Below are 25,579 nucleotides of genomic sequence, written 5' to 3'. Positions count from 1 at the left end.
AATAGATGGTTTAAATATGACGACTAAACAAAATGAATTAGGTTCGCTTCTTTGGAAAATTGCCGATAGCCTTCGCGGTTCGATGATGGCTGATGATTTCCGCGATTATATGCTGTCATTCTTATTCCTAAAGTATCTGTCAGATAATTATATTGCTGCAGCCCAAAAGGAATTGGGGAAGGATTTCCCTGATGGCGATTCTTCTGTGGCATTACGTCAATGGTGTAAGCGAAATGCAGATGATTTGCCAATGTTTGAAAATCAGATGCGTCGCAAAATTCACTATGTGATCAAACCCGATTTTTTATGGGGACATATCGCATCACTAGCCAAAACGCAAGATGGTGATTTGCTGACAACTCTAGAAAATGGTTTTAAGTATATAGAGAATGAATCGTTTGATAGTTCGTTCAAAGGGCTTTTTTCTGATATAAATCTTAATTCAGACAAGCTTGGCAAAAATTACGCTGATAGAAATAAACTCTTGGCAAAAATTATAAGTACCATTGAAGAAAATTTGTCTGGTTTTTCTAACGAAAGTGATTCTCTTGGTGATGCTTATGAGTTTTTGATAGGCAAGTTTGCTGCGGGTTCGGGTCAAAAGGCTGGTGAATTTTATACTCCGCAGGAAATCTCATCTATTTTATCTAAAATTGTCACACTAGACTGTCATAATCCCAAAACAGGTAAAAGAAAATATTTGGACAAGGTCCTTGATTTTACTTGTGGCTCAGGTTCATTGTTGTTGAATGTATGCCACGAAATGCCCAAGGGTAGTATTGGTAAGGTTTATGGTCAAGAAAAAAACGTGACAACCTATAACTTGGCTCGCATGAACATGCTTTTGCATGGCCTTAAGGATTCTGAATTTGAAATTTTTCATGGGGATACACTGACGAATGATTGGGGCTTGTTGAACGAACCGAACCCTGCAAAAAAAATTGAATTTGATGCGATTGTTGCGAATCCTCCGTTTAGTTTACGTTGGGAGCCTAACGAAGAAACGGCCAAAGATTTTCGTTTTAGCCGTTATGGTGTTGCGCCAAAGTCTGCTGCTGATTTTGCTTTTTTGCTTCATGGTTTTCATTTCTTGAAAGAAGATGGAACGATGGCGATAATCCTTCCTCATGGGGTTCTTTTCCGAACAGGAAAGGAAGAAGAAATTAGAAAGAAACTTTTGAAGGGCGACTATATTGATGCGATTATTGGTTTACCTGCCAATCTGTTTTATTCTACAGGTATTCCTGTTTGCATTATTGTCCTTAAAAAGTGTCGCAAAAATGAAAATATTCTTTTTATAAACGCCAGCTCCGAAGAACATTATAAAGCCGGTCGCCGTCAGAATGAGCTTCGTGATGAAGATGTTCAAAAAATTGTAGAAACGTATCAGTATCGAAAAGAAGAACTTCGTTATTCTCGCGAGGTGTCGATGCGAGAAATTGAAGAAAACGACTATAACTTGAACATATCTCGTTATGTAAGTTTGTCTAAGGAAGAAATTCTTGTTGACTTGGATGATGTTGCCTCTCAAATGAAAAAAACAGATGAAAAAATTGCTTCGGCAAGAAAAAAATGTAACGAATATTTGCGAGAACTTGATTTGCCTTTAATTTAAGAGTTTTTATTTATTGTTATTATTCATAGTATAGAACATTGGAGCTTTAAATGCTTAAATCCATAGCTGCAAAAAATGTAGGTCCTATTCCGGAGTTATCTGTTAAGTTTGGAGAGCGTCTGAATATTATGACGGGTGATAATGGCTTGGGAAAGACGTTCTTACTAGATATGATTTGGTATGCCATGACTAGCTTTTGGCCAGCAGAGGTTAATCCTAGAATGGTATCTGGATTAATGGGGCGTCCGTTAAATCCTAAAAAAGATGCGATTATTGATTCTACTCTAACGGGCTATGGTTCGGGTAGTAAAAAGCATCAGTCCAAGTTTGATAGGAATGAGCAGTTGTGGGTTAATCAAAATTTTAATCCTTTAAAAACAGGGCTCGTTGTTTATGCCTTGGCTGATGGTAGCCTTTGTGTATGGGATCCTGCTAGAAGTTATTGGTCGGCAAGTTTAGAACGTTCCGGTAAATATGCGAAATATCAGTCTGCGTTTGTTTTTACTCCTAATGACATTTGGAATGGCTTGAAACAAGATGGAAATAATGTTTGTAATGGTTTGATTGTTGATTTGCTTAAATGGCAAGATAAAAAAGGCTTTGAATATGATTGCATGGAACTTCTTTTGCAAGAGCTTTCTCCGTTTGATTTTACAATGAGGCTTGACGAACCAACACGAATTTCTATAGATGACGTTCGTGATATTCCGACTATAAGAATGCCTTATGGGGTAGTTCCTGTTTTGCATGCGTCTTCAGCTATTCGGAGAATTTTGTCGTTAGCATATTGCCTTACTTGGGCTTATAGTGAACATAAAAAAGCTTGTGATATTCGTGGTATTCGTTCTACATCGCAAATGACATTTTTGATGGATGAAGTTGATGCTCATTTGCACCCGAATTGGCAAAGAAAAATAATGAAGGCGTTGTTGGATTCTATTGGTGAAATACTGGGACTTCGTACAAAGGGAAAAGTTCAAATTATTGCTTCAACGCATTCTCCGTTGGTGATGGCTTCGCTTGAAGATGTTTTTGATGAAAGTAAAGATAAATGGCTGGATTTTGATTATGAAAATGATGGAATAATATCTTTGACAGAAAGAGAATTTGAAAAACAGGGAACATCAGAATCGTGGCTTAAAAGCAAGGCGTTTGATTTAAAAGACTCTCGATCTATAGAATCAAGTGAAAAAATACGACAAATATATGATTTATTAAAAGAAGAACGCTCTGATAAAAATCGAATAAGGTTATTGTTTAATGAGCTTGTTGAAAAACTATCTCCTTTAGATCGTGAATTGTTCTTGATTCGATATATGTGCCAAAAGAAAGGTGTGTTGTAATGATTCCAGTCGCAAAAGCCCCTGAACCCGCAAATTTTGATGCTGATGTCAGACAACCTGGAATTGCATGGCTGAAAAGTCACCCAAAAGCAATGCCAAGTAAATTTAAAAGTTTTTGGACGAAATGTATTCCTGATTTGGCTTTGGCTTATAATCATATTTGTGCATATCTAGCCATTTACTTTGATAGACCTCTTGGTGCTGATTCGGTGGATCATTTTATTCCTAAGTCAAATTCTGCTATTGGGAGACAGATGACTTATGAGTGGGATAATTACCGGTTAAGTTGTATAGGTAAAAATAGAAAGAAAGGTACGAAGATATTGCCGATAGATCCATTTACCATGCAACCAGAGTCGTTCTTTATAGATTTTAGTGATGGTCGTATTTATGTGAATCCTTCGATATTACCTGTAAGATATCGAGAAGACTGCGATGAAACTATCAAAATTTTGAAGTTGGATGAACAGGATTGTCGAGATATGCGAAAAAACTTCTATAGTGATTATGTGAATGGCGATGTTAGTGCGAGGTATATGCAAAGCCATGCTCCTTTCGTATGGCATGAAATATGCCGTCAAGGATTGCAGAGGACTGCTGCAGATACTCCGTAAATATTATTTTTCTGAATTGCAACTAAGAAATTAAGTAGTTTATCGTTGAATGAATTCCGCAGGGATGATTCACCTGCGGTTTTGTTTTTGTGGATGTTTTGAAAAAAGGAGAAATATATGCAAAACAAGGTTTCGTACATTGTCATCATTGTGCTTGCGTTTGTATGCCTGATTCTTTCGATGAAACTCGGGCGTGACGACCTGGCGAACAAGGGGAATGCGGCGATTGCGACGGCTCCTGAGGTTGCGAGCGAACAGGCTAAAATCAAGGACGGCTGGAATGTCATTTCTCTTTCGAACTATGAACGTGAAATGTTCCTTGCCGATGAATACAAGATTACGTTCAAGATTATCCAAAGGCATAAGGAAAAGAGCCGGACGTTTAGTTTGCTGAACGAAAGCCGTGAAAAGTTGCTTTCGATGTTCAAGGAATTGAATGTCGAAAAATCAAGTTACGACATGCATTCGATGAGCATTTCTACCGATGTTGACTATCTCAAAGGAAAAAGAATTTTGCTAGGCTACGTGGCCCAGCAGGTTATCGAAATCAAGTTGCCGAACAAGTCCCGTACCGACGAAGTCGAACGCAAATTGGCGACTCTCGATTTTGTAGATGAACTTAAAACTGTTGGCGGATTGAAAAATGCAGATTCGCTAGAGGTCGAAACGATAAAGCGTGCTTGCAAGAAGGTTCTGAAAGAGGCCGATGTATATGCCCGGAGCGTCGGGGCTACGGCGGGGAGAATTCTAGCTGCCGAAGGCAATTCCAACGTTAAAGAGTATGCGGGCTATTCGGATTCTGTTGGCATCCGCGCAGAATTGAATGTTTCTGTGCAGCTAAAGGGACGTGATGAACCCAAGCAATCTTATGTCCAGGTGAGTCAGGATGAATCTAAGAAATTCTTGGCGGACTTGTTTACTATTTCTGCGGGGGCAGTGCTTGATGGCAATAACAGGGATGAAATCTACAACCAAGTGGGGCGTGTGAAGGATTCTATCGTTTCGCTTGCTAAAAATTTGGACGTTGCCGAATCCGAAATAGAAGTCCATACCGCAAGGATTGGAATCAAGTCAAGATGGGATATGGAAAACAATGCGCACAAGAAGAGCCGTTTTAGGGCCCGCCAGTTTGTTACGGTCAATTTTACGTCCAAGCAGGATGCGGCTGCTTTTTTGGCAGAGGTTGGTGGTGCGGACAATATTGTTGTTAGTGAAATCTCGTCCGTGTTGAAAAATCGCGATTCTCTTAAGGTCCTTGTGACTGAAATTGCTGGGCGTAAAGCCATGGCTCGTGCGACGGCGATTGCCGAGGGCTTTGGTGGAAAACTGGGCGATGTTGTTTTTGTGGGGGACAACTCTTCTGAGGATTACAATATTGTCAACGAGATTTCTTATGAATCCAATGCCAGGGGTAGGACCGTTCTTGGGAACAGACGAGGGCTTTCAAGTAGTTTTGGTGGAGGCTTGGCTGGTCTTTTGGGAGGTGGCGCCGGTGATATGATTGCGGATTCTGTCGAGGTCAGTTCTCGCGTCAACGTGGTCGTTGAACTGAAGTAAAGTGGTCTTTCGCTTGGAAAATGACTATTTTAAATTCAAAACATTAAAAAGAGGGCTTAACGATGATCTCAAAATTGCTCAATATCATCTATCTCGTACTGCTAATCGTCTGCGTGTGCGTTCTCATTCGCGTCGTTAAAAGTGAACCGGCGGCTGTTCCTGTGGCCGCATCTAACGGAACTGTTGCATTCGAAGTGCCGCGCATCGAAGTTTCGGCGTCCGAAACCAAGAAGTTCGCTGCCGACAAGTTCGAGATGGGTTTTAGCCTCGAAATCCGCGGCAAGGACAAGGAGTCGGTTTCCAAGCGCTTGGCTGAACGCCGTTCCGTGATTTTCGAGAATGTGAAATCGCTTGAAATTCCGCAGTCCAACGTGGAACAGAACAGTGTCGAAATCCACAAGGAATGGTCTTATCGCAATAGCAAGCGTGAACTCGTCGGTTACGTGGCCACGCAGAGCTTTGTGATTACGGTAAATCGTAAGATTGATGCCGCCGCTCTCGTGCAGGCGCTTTCTTCGGAGCCGGATGTCGAAATCCAGCGCACGTCCGCCCAGCTCAAGGATGTTGATGCGGTGCAGTCTACTGTCATCAAGGCGGCGGGTAAAAAGGCGACCGCCAAGGCTAATGACTATGCCGAAGGCGTTGGCGCCAAGCTCGGTCGCGTTCTTCAAATCAACGGCGAAGGCGGCGGAATCATCTACAACCAGTACAATCGTGTCTACCGTGCCAAGGGCGTCATGCTTGCGGCTAATGCCATGATGGACGGTGCCGCCGCTCCCGACGAAACCGCGATTGCCGATTCCGTCGAGGTGAGCGCTTCTGTCCGCGTCGTTTATGAACTAAAGTAGTTCTAACAGACTTTCTTCATATTCCTTGGCCGCCTTTTCGAGGGCGGCTTTTGTCATATCCGGGCTGCATCCGTAGAATCCGAGCGGCTTAAACCACTTCATGCCGGCTGCATTTGCGGTCATTTCGAACGGGATGAGCATTTCTTCGGCGGTGTAGCGGTTGAGTCCTTCGTGGGTGTAGTGCTCTGCGGCGGCGCCTGCCGTAAATACGACGCGTACGGGCATTCCCTTCAAGAAGTTGTCCGCGCTGTAGACAATCGGGCTCATGATCTGGTCTTGCCAGTCGCGTAAACTGGCGGGGGAGTTATACCAATATATAGGGAACTGCCAAACAATCGCCTTGGACTCCCTCAACAATTTTTTTTCGGCCTCCAGGTCGAAGTAGCCATTAACCCGGTTTTTGTCAAGGTGGTGAAACACAAAATTGGGATTTTTTCTGTTGATATCCACTAAGTGTTTGTTGAACATGGAGTTAGAAATGTTCGGATGCGATAGAAGAATTGTGATTTGATTGTTCATTATTTTTTCTTGTTGATAAGTTGAGGATATATTACAAAAAAATTACATCTTACGTGCAAAAAATCTTCCAAATTGGACTAAGATTTATTATACTTGTAGTGATGTCGACCTACATCTTGTGGGTGTGGTTCGACCTCGAACACAAGATATAGTAAAATTGGAAAAATTTGACTATATTTGAGGAAACGGGAATTGAAGGTTTTTTTTAGATGATTTTTACTGTCAAAAAGCGCGACGGCCGCGAGATGCCGTTCAACATCGAAAAGATTGCTGATGCCGTAATCAAGGCTTTTAGAGCCTCTGGCGAACTGGATGAACAGATCAAGGCTTCCCAAGCCCAGATGAATTTGCTTGGAAGTGATGACCTTTTGACGAACGTCGCTCTCAAGGTTGCTGCCGAAGCTGTAGGCCACTTGGAAGCCGAAAATAAGACCAAGCCGGACATCGAAGAAATCCAGGATGCTGTTGAAAAGGCTTTGACCGAAGGTGGTTACGCCGATACCGCGAAGAGCTATATCTTGTACCGTGCCGAACGTACTCGCGTCCGTGAAGTCAACACCCGCCTCATGCAGACGCTTCATGACATTACGTTCAGCTCTGCCAAGGAATCCGACCTCAAGCGCGAAAACGCCAATATCGACGGCGATACCGCTATGGGCACCATGCTCAAGTACGGGAGCGAATCCGCTAAGCACTTCTACACGATGATGATGCTCAAGCCGGAACACAGCCGCGCCCACATGGATGGTGACATTCACATCCATGACCTCGACTTCTATTCTTTGACGATGACTTGCTGCCAGATTGACCTCATTAAGTTGTTCAAGAACGGCTTCAACACAGGTCATGGCCACTTGCGCGAACCGAAGGATATCCGCAGTTACGCCGCTTTGGCCGCTATCGCCATTCAGAGTAACCAGAACGACCAGCACGGTGGACAGTCTGTGCCGAACTTCGATTACGCCATGGCAAACGGTGTGCGCATCACGTATCGCAAGGCTTACCTTTCGAACATGGTCAAGGCTCTCATGCTCTTGACTGGCAAAACCGAAGAAGAAGTCCTGCCGGTGGTGAAAAAGCTCCACGGCGAAATGGCTGAAATGGGCATGGTCGCAACGCTCGTGCCGAATGAAAAGTTCCAGACAACTGAAGCCCACGAACTTTCCAAAACTTATGACGCCGAAACGGTAAAGAACGCCCAGAAGTTTGCCGAAAAGATGGCTTACGAAGAAACCGACAAGGCAACGTTCCAGGCAATGGAAGCTTTTGTCCACAACTTGAACTCCATGCACAGCCGCGCTGGTGCCCAGACTCCGTTCTCTAGCATCAACTATGGTATGTGCACGGAACCGGAAGCCCGCATGGTCATGAAGAACTTGCTCCTCACGACCGAAGAAGGTCTCGGCGGTGGCGAAACGGCTATCTTCCCGATCCAGATTTTCCGCGTCAAGGACGGCATCAACCTCAATCCGGGCGAACCGAACTACGACTTGTTCAAGCTCGCCTGCCGCGTGAGTGCCAAGCGCCTGTTCCCGAACTTTAGCTTCCAGGACGCTCCGTACAACCTGCAGTACTACAAGCCGGGTCATCCGGAAACCGAAATTTCGTACATGGGCTGCCGTACCCGCGTGATTGGCAACCATTACGACCCGAGCCGCGAAATCTCTTACGGCCGTGGCAACTTGAGCTTTACCTCGATTAACCTCCCGCGTATTGCCATCAAGATGAAGTCCGTGGACCTGTTCTTCAAGGAACTCGACCGCATGCTTCAGCTCGTGAGCGACCAGCTCATGGAACGCTTTGCCGTGCAGAGCCGCCGCAAGGTCAAGAACTTCCCGTTCCTCATGGGACAGGGCGTGTGGATTGATTCCGACAAGCTTGGCTGGGAAGATACCGTGGGTGAAGTCATCAAGCACGGTACGCTCTCCATTGGCTTTATCGGCCTTGCTGAAACATTGGTGATGCTCACGGGCAAGCACCACGGCGAATCCGAAGCTTCTCAGGAACTCGGCCTCAAGATTATCGGCCACATGCGCGAATTCTGCGACAAGGAATCCGAACGCCTTGGCCTCAACTTCAGCTTGCTTGCAACACCGGCTGAAGGCCTCTCGGGCCGTTTTGTGCGCATAGACAAGAAGAAGTTTGGCATTATCCCGGGCGTTACCGACCGCGATTACTACACGAACTCTTTCCACGTGCCGGTCTACTACAAGATTTCTGCTTTCAAGAAGCTCTCGCTCGAAGCTCCGTACCACGCGCTCACGAACGCAGGTCACATCAGCTATGTCGAACTTGATGGCGACCCGACGCAGAACCTGGACGCTTTTGAAAAGATTGTGAAGCACATGGCAAAGGTCGGTATCGGTTATGGTTCTATCAACCATCCGGTGGACCGCGATCCGGTTTGCGGATTTGTGGGTGTGATTGGCGATGTTTGCCCGCGCTGCGGACGTAGTGAAGGCCATGCCATCTCTTGCGAAAAGATAGAAGAACTTAGAAAGAAATTCCCTGGAATGCCCGCATTCAGAGGGATTAGGTAAGTAGAACTTAGATTTTGTGTCATCCTGAGCGTAGGGCGTAGCCCGAAGTCGAAGGATCCAGTTGATTCTTGGATTGCTCAGAATGGCTCGAAGAACTGCGGCGAAGCCGCAAACAAGGAGTGCAAAAAATGTCTGAAAAAGAACTCTCTCAGTATGGTGAAGGTGTTGGATTCGAACGCATCCGCCGCATTACGGGTTACCTCGTCGGTACAGTCGACCGTTTCAACAACGCCAAGCGTGCTGAAGTCAACGATCGCGTGAAGCACGGCGTATAAGATGGATGAATATCCTCCACTGCGGATTGCAGGGATTGAGCCCGAATCATTCGTGGATGGTCCCGGAATCCGCTTGACTGTGTTTACCCAGGGCTGTCACCACAACTGCCCGGGTTGCCAGAATCCGCAGACTCATGATTTTGAGGGCGGACACTTTATCGAGCGCGAAGCGATCATCACGATGATCAAGGATAATCCGCTGCTCGATGGCGTGACGTTTAGCGGAGGCGATCCGATGGATCAGGCGGCGGCTCTTATTCCGCTTGCCCGCGAAATCAAGGAACGCGGTCTCAATCTCGTGATTTTCACGGGATACACGTACGAACAGCTGATGAAGCTTACGCCCGAAAAGCCGGAGCTCTTTGAACTGCTCTCGTTTGCGGACATCCTCATCGACGGTCCGTTTGTCATGGCGAAAAAGTCCCTGGACATTAAGTTCAGAGGTTCTTGGAACCAGCGCATTATCGATGTGCAAAAGAGCCTTGTCGAAGGCCATGTGGTCATCCACCAGATTCAACTGGACGAGATGGCGGAACACCCCGACAGGGAATACAATACGTAAGTGCGAGGTGCGTAAAGGCGCTTTGCTTTGAGAATGTCATGCCGGACTCCGTTCTCTTTGACCACTTAGAACTTTAGTTCTTATGTGGTCATGATCCGCGAATGGGGACGGCATCGCCATTTTTAGGGGTTAAGTCAAAAGGACGAGTTGAACTCGTCCTTTTGTGTTATGCGATAATTTGGTCTTTTGTCAGATTAAATCTGAGGACCAGCGTTTCCAAAGGAACTCCATCTCTGTAGAGAGCCCTAGCTGTTTCTAGTTTTTCGGCTTCTGCTTTGTTGAGCTTGTCACGTACCTTTTGTGTTTCTGCATGGGCATCGGCAAGTCTTTTACGGAATACATCGCCGGCACTCACAAAACCATATTTCTGTCCAATGCTAACGAATGCCATTTTTAACTCCTTGAGTTGTTCTTTATTGAGGTACTTTAAAGCTACATTCGTTATGGAAAATAATCAAGTAGGCCTTTTGTTGGGCTTTGGGGACTGCAGATGAAAAAGTTTGTAAATCTTAGAAAAAATTAGGCGAGAGCTGTTCATAAAACGCTTGCAGATTTATTTGTCTAAAATGTTTGTGCCTTTGTAAAAAAATGAATCTTTTGCAAACGGTTGATTGCAAAATGAAAGGCCCGACAAGCGACCCCTTGTTTTTAAAATTTGAACATTTTATATTATAGACACCACCGTAGAAGTGTGTTGCCGGGTTTCACCTGTCTAGTGATGCTCCATAGTTAATATATCCGTTACTTATATGAAATAAACAAAGGACAAAGCTATGGCCAGACCTATTCGCGAAACTCCGATACTCTTTGGTGAAGATGCCCGCCGTTTTCTTGCTGCAATGCAGGAACGTCGCCCCGAACCTCCAGAAGTTCGTGCCCGCCGCTTGCGGAACTACGAATTTATGAAAAAGGCTTATGAACTGGGTATGGCCGAAAAGCGTGCCCGCGAAGAAGCCAATGGAGGTATTGATCCGTGGTTCAACAATACATAGAAAAGACCAAAGTAAGATTTATTCGGTTAAATCCTGAAAATTCCGTTAAAGACTTTCGCTGTGGCGACCCCGATTTAGATGACTTTATTCAAAATCGTGCGTCGGGATTCCAAAAGCATTTGCTAGCCGTGAGTTATGCCTGTGCTGATGCCGAAACTGGGCGCATGCTGGCCTATTGCAGTTTGGCAAATGACAAAGTGGCCGTCGGAGACTTCAAGGATAAAACGGAGTTTAACCGTTTTCGCAAAAAGCAGGGATTCCCCAATGAAAAACGCTTGAAAAGCTATCCTGCGGTAAAGCTATGCCGTTTGGGCGTTGATGAATCTGCCAAAGGTCAACAAATTGGTACAACGGTCTTGGATTACATCAAGTCCATGTTCGTTTTTGAGAACAAGACTGGATGCCGGTTCCTGACTGTTGATGCTTATTTAGAGGCTATTCCCTTTTACGAGAAGAATGGATTCCGCTTCATGAACGTAGAAGACCATGACCCGCATACTCGCCTCATGTATTACGACTTGATGAATCTGTGTGCGTAGGAGAGTTATGAGTTGGGTGTTAAGGGTGCCGTGGACATCCTTTTTTTATTAAATTGAAATAGGATCGTTTTTATAAATTGCTTTATATGTCTAGATTTTATCCGACTATTCTTTTTGCTATGATTTTGTTTTTTGTCAAACCTACGTTCGCGTATTATAGTGAATATAATGAAGTTGACGAACAGAAAGAGTCTAAGCTTTTGTATCACTCTGTTACGGATTCGGTACCTCCGTCATTAAATTACTATGCAAATTTATTCGTGTTTTCCGATGCTTTAACAGTTTTCTTTGGCCTTGTAGTCTTGGATTTTGACATAGAGAAAGAGAATAGCTATCGTGGTTCTATGATGTTTAATTTTTCGTCGATTTTCAGATTTTATGATTTTCAAGACGAATGGGAAGGCTTTAAAAGTATTTGGAGTGTTGGGGTTGGCTATAGACAATATTTGGAAACGAATCTTTTCAGGGATGTTGTTTTTTTTTCGAAAGTTCACGTAAAACATCGCAATGTTCCCTATAATAGCATGTCTATTTTTGTTCAAGTAATGGCATCTCCGTCTTTGTTGTATGATAATTATAGAGGAATAGAAGTGGATCTTGGAAAACATAGAAGTTTTGGTTGGGGAGGCAATGCAATTGGAAAATTAGGTGTGGTATGGAATTTGGGAAATTTTCTATGGGAAATAGGATTTTTTGGTGGATATCAATATTGGAATGGTGTTACAAGTTCGGTTTACGATAATGATGGAATTGCTTTTGTCGATGTGACCCCATCAAAAGGCCGTTGCTTTGGATTTGAGACAAAATTTGGGTTTTAGAATCGTTATATTTATCACATGGTTATGAATATGTTTGGGAAGATTGTTTTGACGGCTACGGTTGTAGCAACTTCGGTTTCGGCGTTTGCGGCGGGCAAGGTCGCTTGCGTTGGCAATAGCATTACGTACGGTTACGGGATTGAGTCCTGGCCCGACCAGACGAGTTATCCGCATCATTTGCAGGGGATGCTTCGCGAAAATGCGCCGAGCGATACGGTCGAGAATTTTGGCGTGAGCGGGCTTACGGTTCGTAAGGACGATCAGGCTTCGTACTGGAAGGGTTACCGCTTTGCGCCGGCGATTGAATTTGCAGCGGATACGGTTATCATTGAGCTGGGTACGAACGATTCCAAGGCATACACGACTTGGAATACTCCGGCGCTGGATGCTGCGGTGGACTCTGCGATTACGGCGGATTTTGAGGCGTTGATTGACACGTTTCAGGTGAAATCGAAACCGCATATTTTTATTTGCTTGGCACCTTATGTGAACAACGTAGAATGGAATATTCTTGATACGGCGGTCGTGAATCGCGTGAATCCGGCGATTTTGCAGGCGGGGCTCAAAAAGGGCGTGAACGTGATTGACTTGCATTCTCGTTTTAGCGCCCTTGAAAATCCGAGCTGGTATTTGGAAGATATGGTGCATCCGTCTGTCGAGGGCGCAAAGCACTTGGCCGAAATTGTGTATGCCCATTTGCAAATGGATACATTGCAAGTTACGCAGGATGGTTCGACGCTCAAGGCCCCGAAGGGTTTTGGTTACCAGTGGTACAAAGACGGAAAACTCCTCGAAGGCGAAACTCGTGAAACGCTTGAGGCTTCGGAAGTAGGCGAGTACAAGGTTTCTGTGAAAGTGGATGAGAATACGCTTTCGCGGATTGTGACTGTGCCGTTGAAAGTCGAAAAGACGACTGCCTTGAAGCCAGGTGCTCGTGAAATCGCTCGCGAAAGATCGGCGGGTGCTGCGAATATGGCTAAATCGGTGCAACGCTTTGACGCTCAAGGTCGTGTTTTGAATGCTCGCGGCTCTTCGCATCAGAAAATTTACACTAAACGCTAGGATTTTCTGACAAGGAATGGCGATGCCGGCACATGGCCGGCATGACAAGCTGAAAAGGGAACGACCGGAGTCGTTCCCTGCGTGTTTGAGAGATGGATCTGTTCTCGTAGCATCGCTAGAGCTTGTTTTGGTGTGGGGCTTTTATAGCTCAATCCGATGCTAGAGCAAAATTCCTTTTTTTATAAAGATAGATGCGTGAGCCCTAAATGTCGAGGGAAAACAGGTGCCTCGGGAACAAAGCGTCCTCGGTAGACAACGATTTTGTGGCTGTTTTTGGGGCCTTTTTACCGAATATCGCCTTTACAATATATTTTTAGAGTATGAAATCCAGTGCAGAAAAATCGCAGCCTGAAGAGCGTCTCGGTTCTATCCCTCCGAAGCGCATGTCGGTTTTTGAATTTGATGATTACCGCGCCTATTTGCGGCACTATTTTGAGTGTGCGCAAGCCTTGAACCGCCGTTATTCGCTGCGGAGTTTTTCGGACAAGCTTGGATTTTCGTCCAAGGATTTTATTTCGCGTGTGATGAAGGGCGAAAAGAGCCTCACTCCGGCAAGCATTGCGAAAATTGTCGGTGGCTTGCAATTCGATGAAAGCGAGGCTGCATATTTCGAGGCGATGGTGCTGTTCTGTCAGGCGTCCAACGGCGATGAGCGTGAAAACTACAAGAAGCGCATGGAAGAAATCACGGCGACTTATCGTTTCACGCAGCAGATGCTTTTGACCCGCGCGTACCAGTATGAAGTTTATTCGCACTGGTATTATTCTGCAATCCGTTCAATTATTGGGATGATTGGTTTTGATGGTGACTACGGTGCTCTCGGGGCGCGCTTGATGCCGCCGATTTCGGGAGAGCAGGCGCGGCAGGCGGTGGATTTGCTGGAACGCGTCGGGCTCATCAAGAAGGACGCCAAGGGCAACTGGATTTTGAACAATCCGGCAATTAGCACGGGCGACAAGGTCATCCAGCAGGCGTTTATCAATTATCACAAGGAATTTATTGATTTGGCGAAGGAATCCATTTCGACGATTCCTGGCAGCGAACGTAACCTCAGCAGTGTGACTCTCGGCATTTCGGAGGCTTCTTACAAGAAAATTGTCAAGTGCATCAATGAATTCCGCAAAAAAATTTCTATGATTGCTAATGAGGACGAGGACGGTGGCCGCGTTTTCCAGATGAATATCCAGATTTTCCCGTTGTCCAAGTGAGGATGCAATGAAACGAAATACTCGATTGGCTAAATCGGCGGTTTCTGCATTGTTCGCGTTGCAGGCGTTGCTTGCAATGGTTTTCCTCGTATCTTGCTCCGACAATAAGGTGGCGGGCGGGAACAGCTCCGAAGTCGGTTCCCCGGAACTGATGGGCACGCTTGCACTTGTGGAAGGTTCGCAAGGTGCTACAAAAGGTGCTGCGTTTGCACGTGTTTACTGCGTCCCGACGGATTATGACCCTGCAAAAGAAGATAGCACATCGTACTATGCGACGACTGCGGATTCGGCAGGGCATTTTGCATTTGATAACTTGCCTGAGGGCGTTTACAACTTGGAAGCGTTTTATGAAGTGCCGGATGGCTGGTCTTTTGCGCTTCGTGAGTCGGGCCTGAAAATTGCGACGGATGCTGCGCAAACTATCAGTTTGGGATTGGATCAAAGTCACGATATCAAGATTTATTTGCAAGACTCCAAGGATTCGCTAGCAAGCGTTTCCATTGTGGGTTCGACATACAAGGCAACTGCGAAGATTGCGGAGGATGAAGCGGGAAAGTATGCGACTTTTACCGGTGTGCCGGCATCGTACTATGATTCAGTACAAGTGAGTACTTCGGAGGGGGCCAATAGCATCAAGGCTGTTCTTGTTGAAAATACGGATGCCGTTCAGGAATTTTTCTACGATGAATCGCTCCACATATTGGAAATCCCGCTCAACACGGCTGCTTCGGGTATTGACCTGCATGACACTATCGAGGGATTCCCGCTGTATATTCGTTTGAGCGACCTGAATGCGGATGACCATGAATCGCTTGTCAAAAATATTTTTGCGATGAAAGTTTATTTGGAACCGGCTTCGGATTGGGCGACTTTCAAGGTCGTTTATGACAGGGATTCTGTCCCGATGGGGCTGTGGGTTCGTTTGTCAACGCTTTATCCGCAACGCGAAATGCAAAAGCTCGTTTTTGCGTGGAATGGGGCGCGCTCAGGTGCTGCTGGGAATGCGCAGGGCTTGATGCGCGCCGCAGATCCGTTCTCTTATACGGATGGCTTTGTGGCGGCCTGGAATTTTGATGAACGGGAATTCCTGGATTCGACCGTTTCGACATCTGGCGATAATCCGTTCAAGGGACATGTCACAGACGTTACTACTGGCGATGGAATTATTGGCGGCGCGTTTGTCTTTAACGGAAAATCTTCCAATATTGAAGTTGGGGGGACGGCCGATGACCGCGCCTTTGCACTGACGGATACTTCTCGTTTTACGGCGTCGTTCTGGGTGAATGTCGAAGACACTTCGACATCGCGTTTCATCTGGGGCAAGTCTGAATCGGAATACCATTTCAAGTACCAGGCTCGCGATAGCGATAGCTCAAGCTGGATGTTCAAGGAAATGGACGAGACGAATCCGGATCATTGGTATACAGCAAATATTGCAACGGCTCCAGAAATAGATTACAAGCAATGGGTTCACTTGACTGTGGTAAAATCGGGTGATTCGACGGCGATTTACAGGAATGGCGAGCTCGAAAAAGTCTCGGTTAGCATCAACAAGACTAGTGATAAGCGAATCTCGGATGGGCCGTTTGTCATTGGCGCACGCAAGCAGTCAAGTGGAAAGATTGACCGCGTTCTCAAGGGCAAGCTCGATGAGCTTTACTTTATGAATAAAGCGCAAAGCGGTGAATGGGCTAGGCTCATTTATTTGAATCAAAAGCCGACAGACTACTGGCCGAAATAAATTTGGTCGTTAGTCATTAGTTATTAGTCAATAGTGATGAGAATCATCGAATGCTCGTGCTGAAATGCCCGCGCTTCTTGAAACTAACCCAACTTTTCGGTGAGGCGTGTGTAGCGTCTTGTGCTGCGGTTGTTGCGCACGGCTTGATAGAACGCTCCCGGTGCAGACAAAATCCACACATGGCCTTTCGCACGCGTGATGGCGGTGTAGATGAGGTTCCTTTGCAGCATGATGCTGTGGCTTGAATCTAGCACGACGATGACGGCGGGGTATTCGCTACCCTGGCTCTTGTGGATGGTGCAGGCGTACGCAAGGATAAGTTCATCGGCTTCATCGGGCTCGTAATCGACAGTCTTGTCATCGTAAAAGACCGTGATTTTTTTCGTGTCTTTCCCGATTTTGTAGATGATGCCGACGTCTCCGTTAAACACGTTCTTGTCGTAGTTGTTGCGAATTTGCATCACGCGGTCGCCAGTACTCCAGTTGCCGCTCGCGATTTTAATGCGTTCCTTGCCGGGGTTCAGGAGGTCTTGCAAAAAGTTGTTGAGCTCATAAATGCCTAGCGGTCCTTTGCGCATTGGCGTGAGGAGTTGCATCTCTTGCGTGTCAATGTCGATTTTTTCCTTGATGCCGCGCGTGACGAGGCGGGCGATGATGTCTTTAGCTTCATCGGCCGACTCGTAGGGCAAAAAGTGGAAGTTCGTGCCTTCGATGGGCGAGGGGCTAATGCCCTGATTGATTTTAGATGCTTTGTCGGCGATGTCGTTTCCGCCGGCCTGGCGGAAAATGTGCTGAAGGCGGGTGCTCGGAATCTTGGGGCAACGCAACAAGTCGTTCAGCACATTGCCAGCTCCCACGCTGGGGAGCTGGTCGGCATCGCCCACGAGAACGATTCTCGCATTGAGTGGCGTCGCTTCGAGGAGCGAGGCTGCAAGCCACGTATCGACCATACTGAATTCATCGACGATAAGTAAATTGCATTGGAGCTTGTTGTCTCCATCGCGGTGGAACTTGCCCGAAATCGGGTCCACTTCCAGCAGACGGTGGATGGTGCGGGCTTTTTCGCCGCAACATTCTCCCATGCGCTTGGCGGCGCGGCCTGTGGGTGCCGTGAGGCTCACGCATTCTTCCATTTGGCGTGCAAGGTACAAGATTCCCTTGAGGATTGTTGTCTTGCCTGTGCCGGGGCCACCTGTGATAATCGAAATCTTTCGCGAGAGCGCCATCTGGATAGCGCGCCTTTGAATGGGGTCAAAGCTGAACTTGTGTTCGCGTTCCCACTGCGCAAGGTTGTTTTCAAAGTTGTCTATTGGCAGTTCGTTGTAGCGCAAACGGAGCTTGATGTTGTCTGCTATTCGCTGTTCGGCGTTGTAAAGCGGTGGAAAATAGCAGTCGTCGCCTTCGCGTTTGATGCGCCCAATTTCGCTTGCTTTTTCGAATTCGTCGAGGAGCGTGTTGATGGGACCGTCGTCGTCAGGTTGCAAACGTAAATTGCGGAACGTGCGTTCTAACAATACGTTCTTTGGCAAAAATACGTGCCCATCGCTCACAGACGCTTCTTGCAATGTGTAAAGTAACGCTGCCTGAAAACGCTCGGGGCTGTCTTTCGGGAATCCGACTTTCTGCGCGATTTCGTCGGCTTTCAAGAATCCGATACCCCAGACTTCTTCGCAGAGCATGTACGGGTTTTGCGTGATGCGTTCGATGGTTGCTTGCCCGAACTTGTTCCAAAGACGCTTAGCTACACTGCCGACAATTTCGTGCTTGTACAAGAACAGCATCGTTTCGCGGCTGTGACGCGCTTCTTGCCAACGTGCCAAAAAAGCTTCCACCTTGCGGGCGGGGAAGCCTTTGATTTTTACTTCGCGGAATTTGTCCGGATCGTTGTCGAGAATGTCGGCGGTTGCATCGCCAAAAGCTTCTACAATGCGTTCGGCAATCTTTTGCCCCACGCCTGGGAACTGCCCGCTCGCCAAGTATGCTAGGATGTCGTTATCGTCTGTGGCGAAATATTCAAAAGAAGTGGCCTGGAACTGCTTCCCGTATTTCGGATGGCTACCCCAGTCGCCTTCTACAGCTATGGTTTCGCCGGGTTGTAGTGCAGGGAATGTTCCCGTGACGACAACGATTTTCTTGCTTTCGATATCGTTCAGGCGCATCACGGTAAAGCCATTTTGCTGGCTATGGAACGTGATGGATTTTATGCTGCCTTTGACGACCACAACAACTGTCATGCCCGATTTAATCGGGCATCTCCTTTATTTGTTGTGGATTGTTCTTGCATTGATTGAATTTGCTGGTTACGCTTGTTTATTGAGCCTTCGGAATTTTACCTTTGTCCAGTTCCGGTCTCCAAACATCGGCATCGAAACCAGGCATCTTGGTAAGCTCCTTGCCACGGACGCAGAGGAAGAATCCGAGGATAGCGGCATCATGGAGTGCAATCACGAGGGCCGTCTTGTAGTCGAGACCAAATCCGAGCGGAGCGCCCTTGAGGTTTTCCGGGCTCACCCAGAGAATGTAATCGGCTGTAATGAACGTCATGAACATGCACGGGATAAGCGCAATCCAGAAGTTCTTCTTTTTGCTGCGGAGGTAGACGGTTGCCACGCAGAGGCTGCAAACGGCCATGAGCTGGTTGCTCCAGCTGAAGTAGTTCCACAAGATGTTGAAACCTTCGGGGTTCATGTTGCTCCAGAAGATAATCACAGCGCAAAGGGCGAACATCGGAACTGTAAGGAGGAGGCGGTTCTTGACAGAAGTCTGTTCAAGCCCGGTGAGTTCTGCAACGGTAAGGCGGAGGCTTCTGAGGCTGGTGTCGCCACTTGTGATAGCAAGGATAATCACGCCTACGACCACGAGAATCGAAATTGGAGCCCAGGGAATCACGGTCGAAACGAGAACGCTCAAGACCTTCACGCCCGAAGCGCCAGTCAAGAGTTCCGGCATCTGGTGATAAATGAACATGCCACCTGCAGCCCAAATCATACCAATCAAACCTTCGATAATCATCATGCCGTAGAATGTCTGGCGGCCGGTCTTTTCCGTGACTTCAGTACGTGCAACGAGCGGGCTCTGAGTGCTGTGGAAGCCGCTAATGATACCGCAGGCAATCGTCACGAAGAGCATCGGGATAATCGGCTGACCTGCCGGATGCTTGTGGAAGTTGCTCAAGATGTCGCTAAAGCAGAATTCATCGAGTACGTTCAAGTTCGGGACAATGCCCACGAAAATAGCAAGGGAGGCGAGAATCAGGAGTGCACCGAAAACCGGGTAGATGCGGCCGATAATCTTGTCAATCGGGAAGAATGTGCTGATGAAGTAGTATGCGAAAATCACTGCGACGGCGACCCAGAAAAGTGTCGGCGAGACGTGGCTGCCGACGAGAATCGGGGTGTTCACGAGAGCGGCCGGAGTCGTGGTAAACACGGCGCCAACGAGAATGAGCGCCACGGAAATGAGTGTCATTACAAGTTTTGCCGGTCCCTTGCCCAAGAACTTGCGGGAGAGAGCCGGAACGTTGTAACCGTTGTTGCGCATGCTAATCATGCCGCTGAAGTAGTCGTGCACCGCACCGCCGAGCACGTTTCCGAGCGGGAGCAAGATGAACACGATAGCGCCAAACTTGATGCCAAGAATCACGCCAATCACAGGGCCAATGCCTGCAATGTTCAAAAGCTGAATGAGAACGTTTTTCCAGTGCGGCATCGGGACGCGGTCAACGCCATCCGGGTTTGCGAGCGCAGGAGTCTTGCGGTCATCTGGACCGAACACGCGTTCGACGAACTTGCCGTAGGTGAAATATCCAAGGATGAGGATTGCAACACCGATTAGGAATGTTATCATTTTTTGTGCCTTCTTTAGTTTTAATTAAAACTGAACCATCGCGTTGAGGGATACGGCTATGTAGGTTTGCCAAAAATAGCTGATGTCCTTGTCGTGAAATTCCACGGTCCCGCTGTTGTCGGTATGGACTGCCTTATACCAGTTCTCGTAAATGCGCAGAGATGGAGAAAGGCAGAAAAAATCCGTTATGTAATAGCGGATGTAAGTGATAATTCCAAGACCAGAACCCATCAGCTCGGAATCAAAAAATCCTTTTTCGCTAGTGACGTTGTCTTCGATTTTTAAGTTTGAGAAAGAATAACCGAGACCAATACCCACCTGGAAAAATTCAGGATAGAAAAAGTTGTAGGTCGCCTCGAAACCGAATCTGTAATAACGGACGTCCTGTTCATTTTTGTCTTCGGGCAACTCTGCAATTTTGGAAAGGTATGTCCAATACTGGAACGAGAGGGTAAATGAAAAATCACGGACGTTGACTCCGAGATTGTAATCCGGGGCTATGAAAAGTTTTGAAATCGGAAGGTTGACAGTTTCTTCGAAGCCATCCTTGTCTACAACTTTCATGGTGCGCTTGAAAAAGTCACCTCGGTTTGCGATGACATTGAAACCGACGCTTGCAAAATAGGAACGTGGCCAGTATGTGAAATCGCTGTCGTCGGGTTGCGCAAAAACGGCGGAACACAACAAGGTTAAAGCTAATAAAAATTTCTTCATCTTTTATCCTCCAGAGATTTTGACATCCCACAATCCGAGTGACGCAAAGATAGAAATTTTAAGGTCGCTTGTTGTGAACCGCAGTGCGTTCAGCAAATTATTCGGCGTATTTGAACATCGCGTCAATGCACTTTTTAGCCTTCACGCGCACGCCTTCGTCAAGCGAGATGTGTTCTGCCTTTTCGGGGTGGCGGAGGGCTTCCAAAATGTTTTCGAGCGAGTTTGACTTCATGTATTTGCACATGCAGCAGCTACCGATAAAGTTCATGTCCGGATGTTCATAGTGCATACGGGCATTGAGGCCGCATTCCGTGAGGAGCAAGATGCAGCTGTTCTTGGGCTGTTGGTTGATGTAGCTCACCATCTGGCCCGTGCTTCCGACGTAGTCGCTGAGCATGGCGACAGACGGATTGCATTCCGGGTGGCTAATCACCTTGAGATTTGGGTTTTGGCTACGGAAGAACTGGATCAAATCCGGGTCGTAGTTTTCGTGAACGTAGCAGCAGCCGTTATAGAGCTTGATATCCTTCTTGACTCCGCGACGCTTCATTTCATCGATGATGTTCTGGCCCATGAGTGCATCCGGAACAAAGTAAATCTTGTCGGACGGGAGCGTTTCGACGATGTGCATCACGTTACCGCTAGTCACGCAGACGTCGCAGGCGGCTTTCACGTCGGCAGTCGTGTTGATGTAGCAGACAAACGTGTAGTCCGGATTCTGCTTGCGGAGTTCTTCGACATCTTTGCCGGTAATGGAATCGGCGAGGCTGCAACCCGTGAGTGGGCCCGGGATAATCACGTCTTTTTGCGGGTTCAAAATCTTGGCGGTTTCACCCATGAAACGCACTGCAGAGAAGAGAATCGTCTTTTGCTGGACTGTTGTTGCGTCCTTGCTGAGCTTAAAGCTGTCGCCCGTGAAGTCGGCAACGCCCAAAAGAATTTCAGGAGCGCAATAGCTGTGAGCGAGGATAACGGTATCCTGTTCCTTTTTGAGCTCGTTGATTTCATTGATGAGCGGGAGCATCTTTTCCACCTTTTCCATGGTGTAGGTGCAAAGGGCTGCGCCCGGCTTGACGGACTTGAGACGATTGTAAAGTTCTTCTGCTGTCATTGTTGTTCCGTGGTTAAATGCCTAGTGTAAAGATAGAAATTAGAGTGGTTGGTGGTTAGTGGTTAGTAGGAAGTAGGCGGTAGGAAGTAGGAATTTTTTTTATAATCGCGGCTTCGCCGCCTAACTGATCCTGTCTACTGTTTACTGCGCCGCAGGCGCTAATACCCGGCCCATTCTGCGCTGATGGAGGGGCTAGCCTTGCGGATGTTTTTTTCTTCGGGAGTTTCTTCCTTGCGGGCGATGTCGCCGCTTGCGATGCGTTCCTTGATTTCGTCGAATGTTTTGGGCGGCACGGAATCGGGGGAGTTGTCGCCGAGCACTTTGCAGGGGGCTGCTTCGGATTCTTTTGCCTTGTCCTTGACGGGCGTGTATTCGCGGAGGGCGGGGACGCTATAGAATTTGTCTTCTTCGGGGCACCAGGCGGTGAGAGCCTTGCCGTAGACGCAACCGGAATCGAGACCGATAAATCCAGGAATGTTCACGAAGCCCATCTTGGCCCAATGTCCAAAGATAACTCGCTTGTTCCACTTGACCTGTTCAAACCAGGGCTTGTCATTCCAGTAGCGGATGGAAAGGAGCACTTCGGGGCTCATGTCTTCGAGACGCGTCTTGCCCGGTTCTAGGCCTGCGTGCACGAGGAGGGCGTGCGGTGTGTCGCGCCAGAGCGGCCAGTTCTTCACGGTATCGCGGATGTAAACCCATTCGTCGAGCGAGAGCGCCTTGAAGCGCTTTTTCTGCTTTTCGGTCCAGTTGCTCTTGGGCGTTTCCATCATGCGGATGAGATGTTCTTCGTGATTCCCGCGGACGGTCAGAATACCGAGTTCCTCGACAATGCGCATGGCGCGCATCATGTCCGGGCCTTTGTTGATGATGTCTCCGGTCTGGTAAATGGTGTCGCTACCGCGCACGAAACCGAATTGGTCGATAATCGCAGAGAGTTCGTCTGCGCAACCATGAACATCACCGATATAGAGAGTACGTTTCATTTTTTAGTAGACAGTAGGAAGTAGGCGGTAGGAAGTGCGGCGAAGCCGCTACAAATGCACGGCCTGTCGCAATTTGTTCATTTCGTTTGCGGTAAGTTCGCGGAATTCGCCTGCGGGCAAGTCCCCGAGCTGAATCTGGCAGTAGCTTACGCGCTTAAGGTCGCGGATTTCGTAACCGACAGCTCGCATCATGCGGCGGATTTCACGGTTCTTGCCTTCGATAAGCACAAGTTCTGCAAATCCGTTTTCGAGGTAGACGTCTGTTGCAAATGCGATTTCTTCCTGGGCGTCCGGATCTTCCGGGTCGCGGATGTCCACGCCATCGACCAAGCGCTGGGCGGCGGATTCGCTGAGCGGACGCGTTGTCCACACGTAGTAGCTGCGCGGCACTTCGAAGCTCGGGTGCGTGAGGCGGTAAAGCAATTCGCCGTCGTCGGTAAACAGCAAGAGACCGCGGCTCTGCAAGTCGAGCCGTCCAACGTACTTGAAATTATGGTATCCCGGTGGCAAGTAATCGTAAACCGTGCGGCGGCCCTGCGGGTCGTCCTTGGTGCATACACAACCGGCCGGCTTGTGGAGCATGATGACTTTTGTTTTCTTGTTTGTCGGGAGCTTCAGCAACTTTCCGTCAACCGTCACCTGGTCCTTGGTTTCGTCCACTTGATGCCCGAGGTCAGAGATCGTTTCTCCGTTCACCTGTACGCGACCGTCGGCGACGAGTTCGTCTGCAGCGCGGCGGCTAGCAAAACCACTGAGAGAAATGTACTTGTTTATACGCATAATCTTTTTGCTCTGTCATCCTGGAGCCTCGTAGAGGTGATAGGATCCATCAAGCATCTCCTTTATTTGTCAATGGTCATTAGTCATTGGTCTATGGTCAATAGCTATCGCAAACAACAAACAACTAATAACTAATGACTAATGACTAACTACTAATAACTATCAACTAACTTTTCAAAAATGCCGGGCGTTTCTTTGGCTTGGGTTCCGGTTCTTTTTCAGGCGGGTAGAGGAGTCCGAAGCGCAGTCCAGCCGTACTGATCTTGAACGTTTCTACGCGGAGCTTTTCGAGGAGCGAACGCAACCAGAACAAACCGCAAATGATAACTTCGTGGCGGCCGTTTCCAAGTCCCGGGAGCATCGCGCGGAGTTCTTTCGAAAGGTTCGTGATGCGTGTGGTGACTGCTTCAAGGTCGGCGAGGCTCATTTCGAGACCTTCGATCGCCTTGTAGTCAAATGTTTGACTGTTCAAGAAGACCATCGCAAGTGCGGTGCCTGTACCACCGATAAGGTAGACAGGCTTTTTCGTCATGCCCTTGAAAGACAAATCCTTGAACGTTTCCTTGATAAACTTCTTGTATTCCGGTCCTGGAATTGGGCCCATTGCCTTGAACATCTTGAGAGCGCCAACGGGAATCGAGAATGTCGATTCTCCGTTGCTGAGTTCTGTGGATCCGCCACCGATGTCAATCGTGACGTTTCCTTCGCCGTGCCATTCCTTGACGGAACGGTAGGTGAGCTTGCCTTCTTCTTCGCCTGTGATGACGCGCGGCTTGACCCACACGGCTTTTTCAACAGCTTCAATCACTTCGTCCGGATTTGTGGCCTTGCGCATGGCTTCGGTCATGGCGACTGCCTTGAGGTCTGCACCGAGGGCGTGCAAGTCCATGCGGAACTTGGTCATGATGTTGACGAGTTCCTGGATGCGTTCGGGCGTGATTTTTCCGTGTTCGTAAATGTCTTCGCCGAGGCGGCAGACTTCGACCTTCTGGAGTTTCGGCACGAGAATCTTGCGCGGGGTGGCTTCGTGTTTTTCTGCGGGCACTTCGGCAGGCTCAGTGTCCTTGGTGCCGACTATTTCGGAGGTCTCGAGATTTGCGGATTCAGTGGACACTTCGGCAGGCTCAGAGTCCTTAGAGCAGACTGTTTCGGTTGGTGAGCTCGTCGAACCATCGAACGCTGCGATTAGCAAAATGCAGCTGTGGCTCCCGATGTCGATGGTTGCCTGGAGTTTATTTTCCACTTTCGGCCTCGTCGCTTGCAGTGCCACTTGCGCTATCGTTTTCGGCCTGCTTGTTCATCTTTGTCAGCATGATGTTCTTCATCTTTTCGGCGAGGGCGCCTGGATTTGTGAGGAACTGCTTGGCGTGAGCGATAGCTTCTTCGACGACGGATTCCGGATACTTGGAACTCCATGCGGCGACGATGTCGCCAGTCGTGCTGCCGAGCGGTTTCTTTTCGCGAATTTCCTGGCCCATCTTGAGAGCGAGCAAAAGTCCGAGTTCGAATGCTTTCGGTTCTGCTTCGGCTTCAATCATCTTTTCGATGCGGGCGATGCGTTCTTCAAAGGGAATGTTCTGCGAATGGGTCAAATCATTTTCTGAAATCATGCTAACAAAAATAGTAAACGTGGGGCGTGGCGCCAATATAAAGCCAATATAAGAAAGACCCGCAGAGGTCTGCGGGCCAAAATCGTTGGGTCAAAAAGAAGATTACTTCTTGGCGGCTGGCTTCTTAGCGGCAGCGGGCTTCTTAGCGGCGGCCGGCTTCTTAGCAGCGGCGGGCTTCTTAGCGGCAGCGGGCTTCTTAGCGGCAGCGGGCTTCTTAGCGGCAGCGGGCTTCTTAGCGGCAGCGGGCTTCTTAGCGGCGGCCGGCTTCTTAGCAGCAGCGGGCTTCTTAGCGGCAGCGG

General features: G+C 47.9%; 25 protein-coding genes. 14 read left to right on the top strand and 11 right to left on the bottom strand.

What is annotated here, in order from left to right; genetic code table 11:
* The first annotated feature begins 16 nt into the window (after window positions 1-16).
* The 5 genes from B3A20_RS12690 to B3A20_RS12670 all read left to right on the top strand — a co-directional run bounded on the left by B3A20_RS12690 (window position 17) and on the right by B3A20_RS12670 (window position 5,977).
* The gene (locus B3A20_RS12690) at window positions 17-1,615 is read left to right on the top strand and encodes a type I restriction-modification system subunit M (protein WP_290765454.1); all 1,599 of its coding nucleotides are present in this window, start codon (window positions 17-19) and stop codon (window positions 1,613-1,615) included.
* A 50-nt stretch (window positions 1,616-1,665) separates the two neighbouring features.
* Window positions 1,666-2,958 (top strand): AAA family ATPase, encoded by a 1,293-nt coding sequence (locus tag B3A20_RS12685; protein ID WP_290765451.1) that lies wholly within the window; start codon window positions 1,666-1,668, stop codon window positions 2,956-2,958.
* On the top strand, window positions 2,958-3,572 hold the full coding sequence (locus B3A20_RS12680) for a hypothetical protein (protein ID WP_290765448.1): 615 nt from the start codon (window positions 2,958-2,960) through the stop codon (window positions 3,570-3,572). The genes B3A20_RS12685 and B3A20_RS12680 overlap by 1 nt, the downstream gene beginning before the upstream one ends.
* Window positions 3,573-3,689: 117 nt before the next feature.
* The gene (locus B3A20_RS12675) at window positions 3,690-5,129 is read left to right on the top strand and encodes an SIMPL domain-containing protein (protein ID WP_290765445.1); all 1,440 of its coding nucleotides are present in this window, start codon (window positions 3,690-3,692) and stop codon (window positions 5,127-5,129) included.
* A 62-nt stretch (window positions 5,130-5,191) separates the two neighbouring features.
* Window positions 5,192-5,977, top strand: coding sequence for an SIMPL domain-containing protein (locus tag B3A20_RS12670; protein WP_290765442.1), 786 nt, complete (start codon window positions 5,192-5,194; stop codon window positions 5,975-5,977).
* On the opposite strand, the gene B3A20_RS12665 is transcribed toward B3A20_RS12670, so the two are convergent.
* The gene (locus B3A20_RS12665) at window positions 5,969-6,496 is read right to left on the bottom strand and encodes an NAD(P)H-dependent oxidoreductase (protein WP_290765438.1); all 528 of its coding nucleotides are present in this window, start codon (window positions 6,494-6,496) and stop codon (window positions 5,969-5,971) included. The two genes, B3A20_RS12670 and B3A20_RS12665, sit on opposite strands and share 9 nt — an antisense overlap.
* A gap of 209 nt (window positions 6,497-6,705) precedes the next feature.
* On the opposite strand from B3A20_RS12665, the gene B3A20_RS12660 reads away from it, so the two are divergent.
* The 3 genes from B3A20_RS12660 (at window position 6,706) to nrdG (ending at window position 9,873) form a co-directional block, all read left to right on the top strand.
* Window positions 6,706-9,036: an anaerobic ribonucleoside triphosphate reductase gene (locus tag B3A20_RS12660; RefSeq protein ID WP_290765435.1), complete on the top strand. Its 2,331-nt coding sequence runs from the start codon at window positions 6,706-6,708 to the stop codon at window positions 9,034-9,036.
* A 128-nt stretch (window positions 9,037-9,164) separates the two neighbouring features.
* Complete coding sequence (gene nrdD, locus B3A20_RS12655; protein ID WP_041260231.1) at window positions 9,165-9,311, top strand: anaerobic ribonucleoside-triphosphate reductase; 147 nt, start codon at window positions 9,165-9,167, stop codon at window positions 9,309-9,311.
* 1 nt (window position 9,312) lies between these two features.
* Window positions 9,313-9,873, top strand: coding sequence for an anaerobic ribonucleoside-triphosphate reductase activating protein (gene nrdG, locus B3A20_RS12650; protein WP_173463365.1), 561 nt, complete (start codon window positions 9,313-9,315; stop codon window positions 9,871-9,873).
* A 166-nt stretch (window positions 9,874-10,039) separates the two neighbouring features.
* Here the strand turns inward: nrdG and B3A20_RS12645 are convergent, their stop codons facing one another.
* The gene (locus B3A20_RS12645; protein ID WP_290765427.1) at window positions 10,040-10,264 is read right to left on the bottom strand and encodes a hypothetical protein; all 225 of its coding nucleotides are present in this window, start codon (window positions 10,262-10,264) and stop codon (window positions 10,040-10,042) included.
* A 382-nt stretch (window positions 10,265-10,646) separates the two neighbouring features.
* Here B3A20_RS12645 and B3A20_RS12640 point away from each other — a divergent pair, with 382 nt between their 5' ends.
* The 6 genes from B3A20_RS12640 (at window position 10,647) to B3A20_RS12615 (ending at window position 16,233) form a co-directional block, all read left to right on the top strand.
* Window positions 10,647-10,865, top strand: a complete 219-nt coding sequence (locus B3A20_RS12640; protein ID WP_074207877.1) for a hypothetical protein — start codon at window positions 10,647-10,649, stop codon at window positions 10,863-10,865.
* Window positions 10,847-11,404, top strand: a complete 558-nt coding sequence (locus B3A20_RS12635; RefSeq protein ID WP_290765421.1) for a GNAT family N-acetyltransferase — start codon at window positions 10,847-10,849, stop codon at window positions 11,402-11,404. Before B3A20_RS12640 ends, B3A20_RS12635 begins: the two co-directional genes overlap by 19 nt.
* An 86-nt stretch (window positions 11,405-11,490) precedes the next feature.
* Window positions 11,491-12,222: a hypothetical protein gene (locus B3A20_RS12630; protein ID WP_290765418.1), complete on the top strand. Its 732-nt coding sequence runs from the start codon at window positions 11,491-11,493 to the stop codon at window positions 12,220-12,222.
* Between the two features lie 30 nt (window positions 12,223-12,252).
* The gene (locus tag B3A20_RS12625; protein WP_290765415.1) at window positions 12,253-13,284 is read left to right on the top strand and encodes a GDSL-type esterase/lipase family protein; all 1,032 of its coding nucleotides are present in this window, start codon (window positions 12,253-12,255) and stop codon (window positions 13,282-13,284) included.
* A 320-nt stretch (window positions 13,285-13,604) separates the two neighbouring features.
* Complete coding sequence (locus B3A20_RS12620) at window positions 13,605-14,492, top strand: TIGR02147 family protein (protein ID WP_290765413.1); 888 nt, start codon at window positions 13,605-13,607, stop codon at window positions 14,490-14,492.
* Between the two features lie 7 nt (window positions 14,493-14,499).
* Window positions 14,500-16,233, top strand: coding sequence for a LamG-like jellyroll fold domain-containing protein (locus tag B3A20_RS12615; protein ID WP_290765411.1), 1,734 nt, complete (start codon window positions 14,500-14,502; stop codon window positions 16,231-16,233).
* A gap of 83 nt (window positions 16,234-16,316) precedes the next feature.
* On the opposite strand, the gene B3A20_RS12610 is transcribed toward B3A20_RS12615, so the two are convergent.
* The 9 genes from B3A20_RS12610 to B3A20_RS12570 all read right to left on the bottom strand — a co-directional run.
* Window positions 16,317-18,467, bottom strand: coding sequence for an ATP-dependent RecD-like DNA helicase (locus tag B3A20_RS12610; protein WP_290765410.1), 2,151 nt, complete (start codon window positions 18,465-18,467; stop codon window positions 16,317-16,319).
* Between the two features lie 76 nt (window positions 18,468-18,543).
* Complete coding sequence (locus tag B3A20_RS12605; RefSeq protein WP_290765408.1) at window positions 18,544-20,079, bottom strand: carbon starvation CstA family protein; 1,536 nt, start codon at window positions 20,077-20,079, stop codon at window positions 18,544-18,546.
* A 24-nt stretch (window positions 20,080-20,103) separates the two neighbouring features.
* Entirely contained in the window at window positions 20,104-20,793 is a 690-nt protein-coding gene (locus B3A20_RS12600; protein WP_290765405.1) for a hypothetical protein, read from the bottom strand.
* A gap of 97 nt (window positions 20,794-20,890) precedes the next feature.
* Window positions 20,891-21,904, bottom strand: coding sequence for a quinolinate synthase NadA (nadA, locus tag B3A20_RS12595; RefSeq protein WP_290765403.1), 1,014 nt, complete (start codon window positions 21,902-21,904; stop codon window positions 20,891-20,893).
* 158 nt (window positions 21,905-22,062) lie between these two features.
* Window positions 22,063-22,890: a metallophosphoesterase gene (locus B3A20_RS12590; protein WP_290765401.1), complete on the bottom strand. Its 828-nt coding sequence runs from the start codon at window positions 22,888-22,890 to the stop codon at window positions 22,063-22,065.
* A 48-nt stretch (window positions 22,891-22,938) separates the two neighbouring features.
* Entirely contained in the window at window positions 22,939-23,670 is a 732-nt protein-coding gene (locus B3A20_RS12585) for a pseudouridine synthase (RefSeq protein ID WP_290765399.1), read from the bottom strand.
* 166 nt (window positions 23,671-23,836) lie between these two features.
* Window positions 23,837-24,913 (bottom strand): phosphatase, encoded by a 1,077-nt coding sequence (locus B3A20_RS12580; RefSeq protein WP_290765396.1) that lies wholly within the window; start codon window positions 24,911-24,913, stop codon window positions 23,837-23,839.
* Entirely contained in the window at window positions 24,903-25,280 is a 378-nt protein-coding gene (locus tag B3A20_RS12575; RefSeq protein WP_290765393.1) for a hypothetical protein, read from the bottom strand. The genes B3A20_RS12580 and B3A20_RS12575 overlap by 11 nt, the downstream gene beginning before the upstream one ends.
* Window positions 25,281-25,382: 102 nt before the next feature.
* Window positions 25,383-25,579: hypothetical protein (locus B3A20_RS12570; protein WP_290765391.1), on the bottom strand; the 197-nt coding region annotated here is incomplete at its 5' end.

Origin of the sequence: Fibrobacter sp. UBA4297 (genome assembly GCF_002394865.1) — a bacterium.
Taxonomy (GTDB): domain Bacteria; phylum Fibrobacterota; class Fibrobacteria; order Fibrobacterales; family Fibrobacteraceae; genus Fibrobacter.
Note: the sequence above shows the minus strand (reverse complement) of the source record. Positions and strands in the feature narration are given on the sequence as shown.

What these genes read in the sequence shown, in the direction of transcription:
- B3A20_RS12630 (WP_290765418.1), top strand. Translation starts at nt 11,491, where the DNA reads ATGTCTAGATTTTATCCGACTATTCTTTTTGCTATGATTTTGTTTTTT.
- B3A20_RS12690 (WP_290765454.1), top strand. Translation starts at nt 17, where the DNA reads ATGACGACTAAACAAAATGAATTAGGTTCGCTTCTTTGGAAAATTGCC.
- B3A20_RS12615 (WP_290765411.1), top strand. Translation starts at nt 14,500, where the DNA reads ATGAAACGAAATACTCGATTGGCTAAATCGGCGGTTTCTGCATTGTTC.
- nrdD (WP_041260231.1), top strand. Translation starts at nt 9,165, where the DNA reads ATGTCTGAAAAAGAACTCTCTCAGTATGGTGAAGGTGTTGGATTCGAA.
- B3A20_RS12645 (WP_290765427.1), bottom strand. Translation starts at nt 10,264, where the DNA reads ATGGCATTCGTTAGCATTGGACAGAAATATGGTTTTGTGAGTGCCGGC.
- B3A20_RS12660 (WP_290765435.1), top strand. Translation starts at nt 6,706, where the DNA reads ATGATTTTTACTGTCAAAAAGCGCGACGGCCGCGAGATGCCGTTCAAC.
- B3A20_RS12585 (WP_290765399.1), bottom strand. Translation starts at nt 23,670, where the DNA reads ATGCGTATAAACAAGTACATTTCTCTCAGTGGTTTTGCTAGCCGCCGC.
- B3A20_RS12620 (WP_290765413.1), top strand. Translation starts at nt 13,605, where the DNA reads ATGAAATCCAGTGCAGAAAAATCGCAGCCTGAAGAGCGTCTCGGTTCT.
- B3A20_RS12675 (WP_290765445.1), top strand. Translation starts at nt 3,690, where the DNA reads ATGCAAAACAAGGTTTCGTACATTGTCATCATTGTGCTTGCGTTTGTA.
- B3A20_RS12685 (WP_290765451.1), top strand. Translation starts at nt 1,666, where the DNA reads ATGCTTAAATCCATAGCTGCAAAAAATGTAGGTCCTATTCCGGAGTTA.
- B3A20_RS12670 (WP_290765442.1), top strand. Translation starts at nt 5,192, where the DNA reads ATGATCTCAAAATTGCTCAATATCATCTATCTCGTACTGCTAATCGTC.
- B3A20_RS12610 (WP_290765410.1), bottom strand. Translation starts at nt 18,467, where the DNA reads ATGACAGTTGTTGTGGTCGTCAAAGGCAGCATAAAATCCATCACGTTC.
- B3A20_RS12665 (WP_290765438.1), bottom strand. Translation starts at nt 6,496, where the DNA reads ATGAACAATCAAATCACAATTCTTCTATCGCATCCGAACATTTCTAAC.
- B3A20_RS12640 (WP_074207877.1), top strand. Translation starts at nt 10,647, where the DNA reads ATGGCCAGACCTATTCGCGAAACTCCGATACTCTTTGGTGAAGATGCC.
- B3A20_RS12605 (WP_290765408.1), bottom strand. Translation starts at nt 20,079, where the DNA reads ATGATAACATTCCTAATCGGTGTTGCAATCCTCATCCTTGGATATTTC.
- B3A20_RS12680 (WP_290765448.1), top strand. Translation starts at nt 2,958, where the DNA reads ATGATTCCAGTCGCAAAAGCCCCTGAACCCGCAAATTTTGATGCTGAT.
- B3A20_RS12590 (WP_290765401.1), bottom strand. Translation starts at nt 22,890, where the DNA reads ATGAAACGTACTCTCTATATCGGTGATGTTCATGGTTGCGCAGACGAA.
- B3A20_RS12600 (WP_290765405.1), bottom strand. Translation starts at nt 20,793, where the DNA reads ATGAAGAAATTTTTATTAGCTTTAACCTTGTTGTGTTCCGCCGTTTTT.
- B3A20_RS12625 (WP_290765415.1), top strand. Translation starts at nt 12,253, where the DNA reads ATGTTTGGGAAGATTGTTTTGACGGCTACGGTTGTAGCAACTTCGGTT.
- B3A20_RS12575 (WP_290765393.1), bottom strand. Translation starts at nt 25,280, where the DNA reads ATGATTTCAGAAAATGATTTGACCCATTCGCAGAACATTCCCTTTGAA.
- nrdG (WP_173463365.1), top strand. Translation starts at nt 9,313, where the DNA reads ATGGATGAATATCCTCCACTGCGGATTGCAGGGATTGAGCCCGAATCA.
- nadA (WP_290765403.1), bottom strand. Translation starts at nt 21,904, where the DNA reads ATGACAGCAGAAGAACTTTACAATCGTCTCAAGTCCGTCAAGCCGGGC.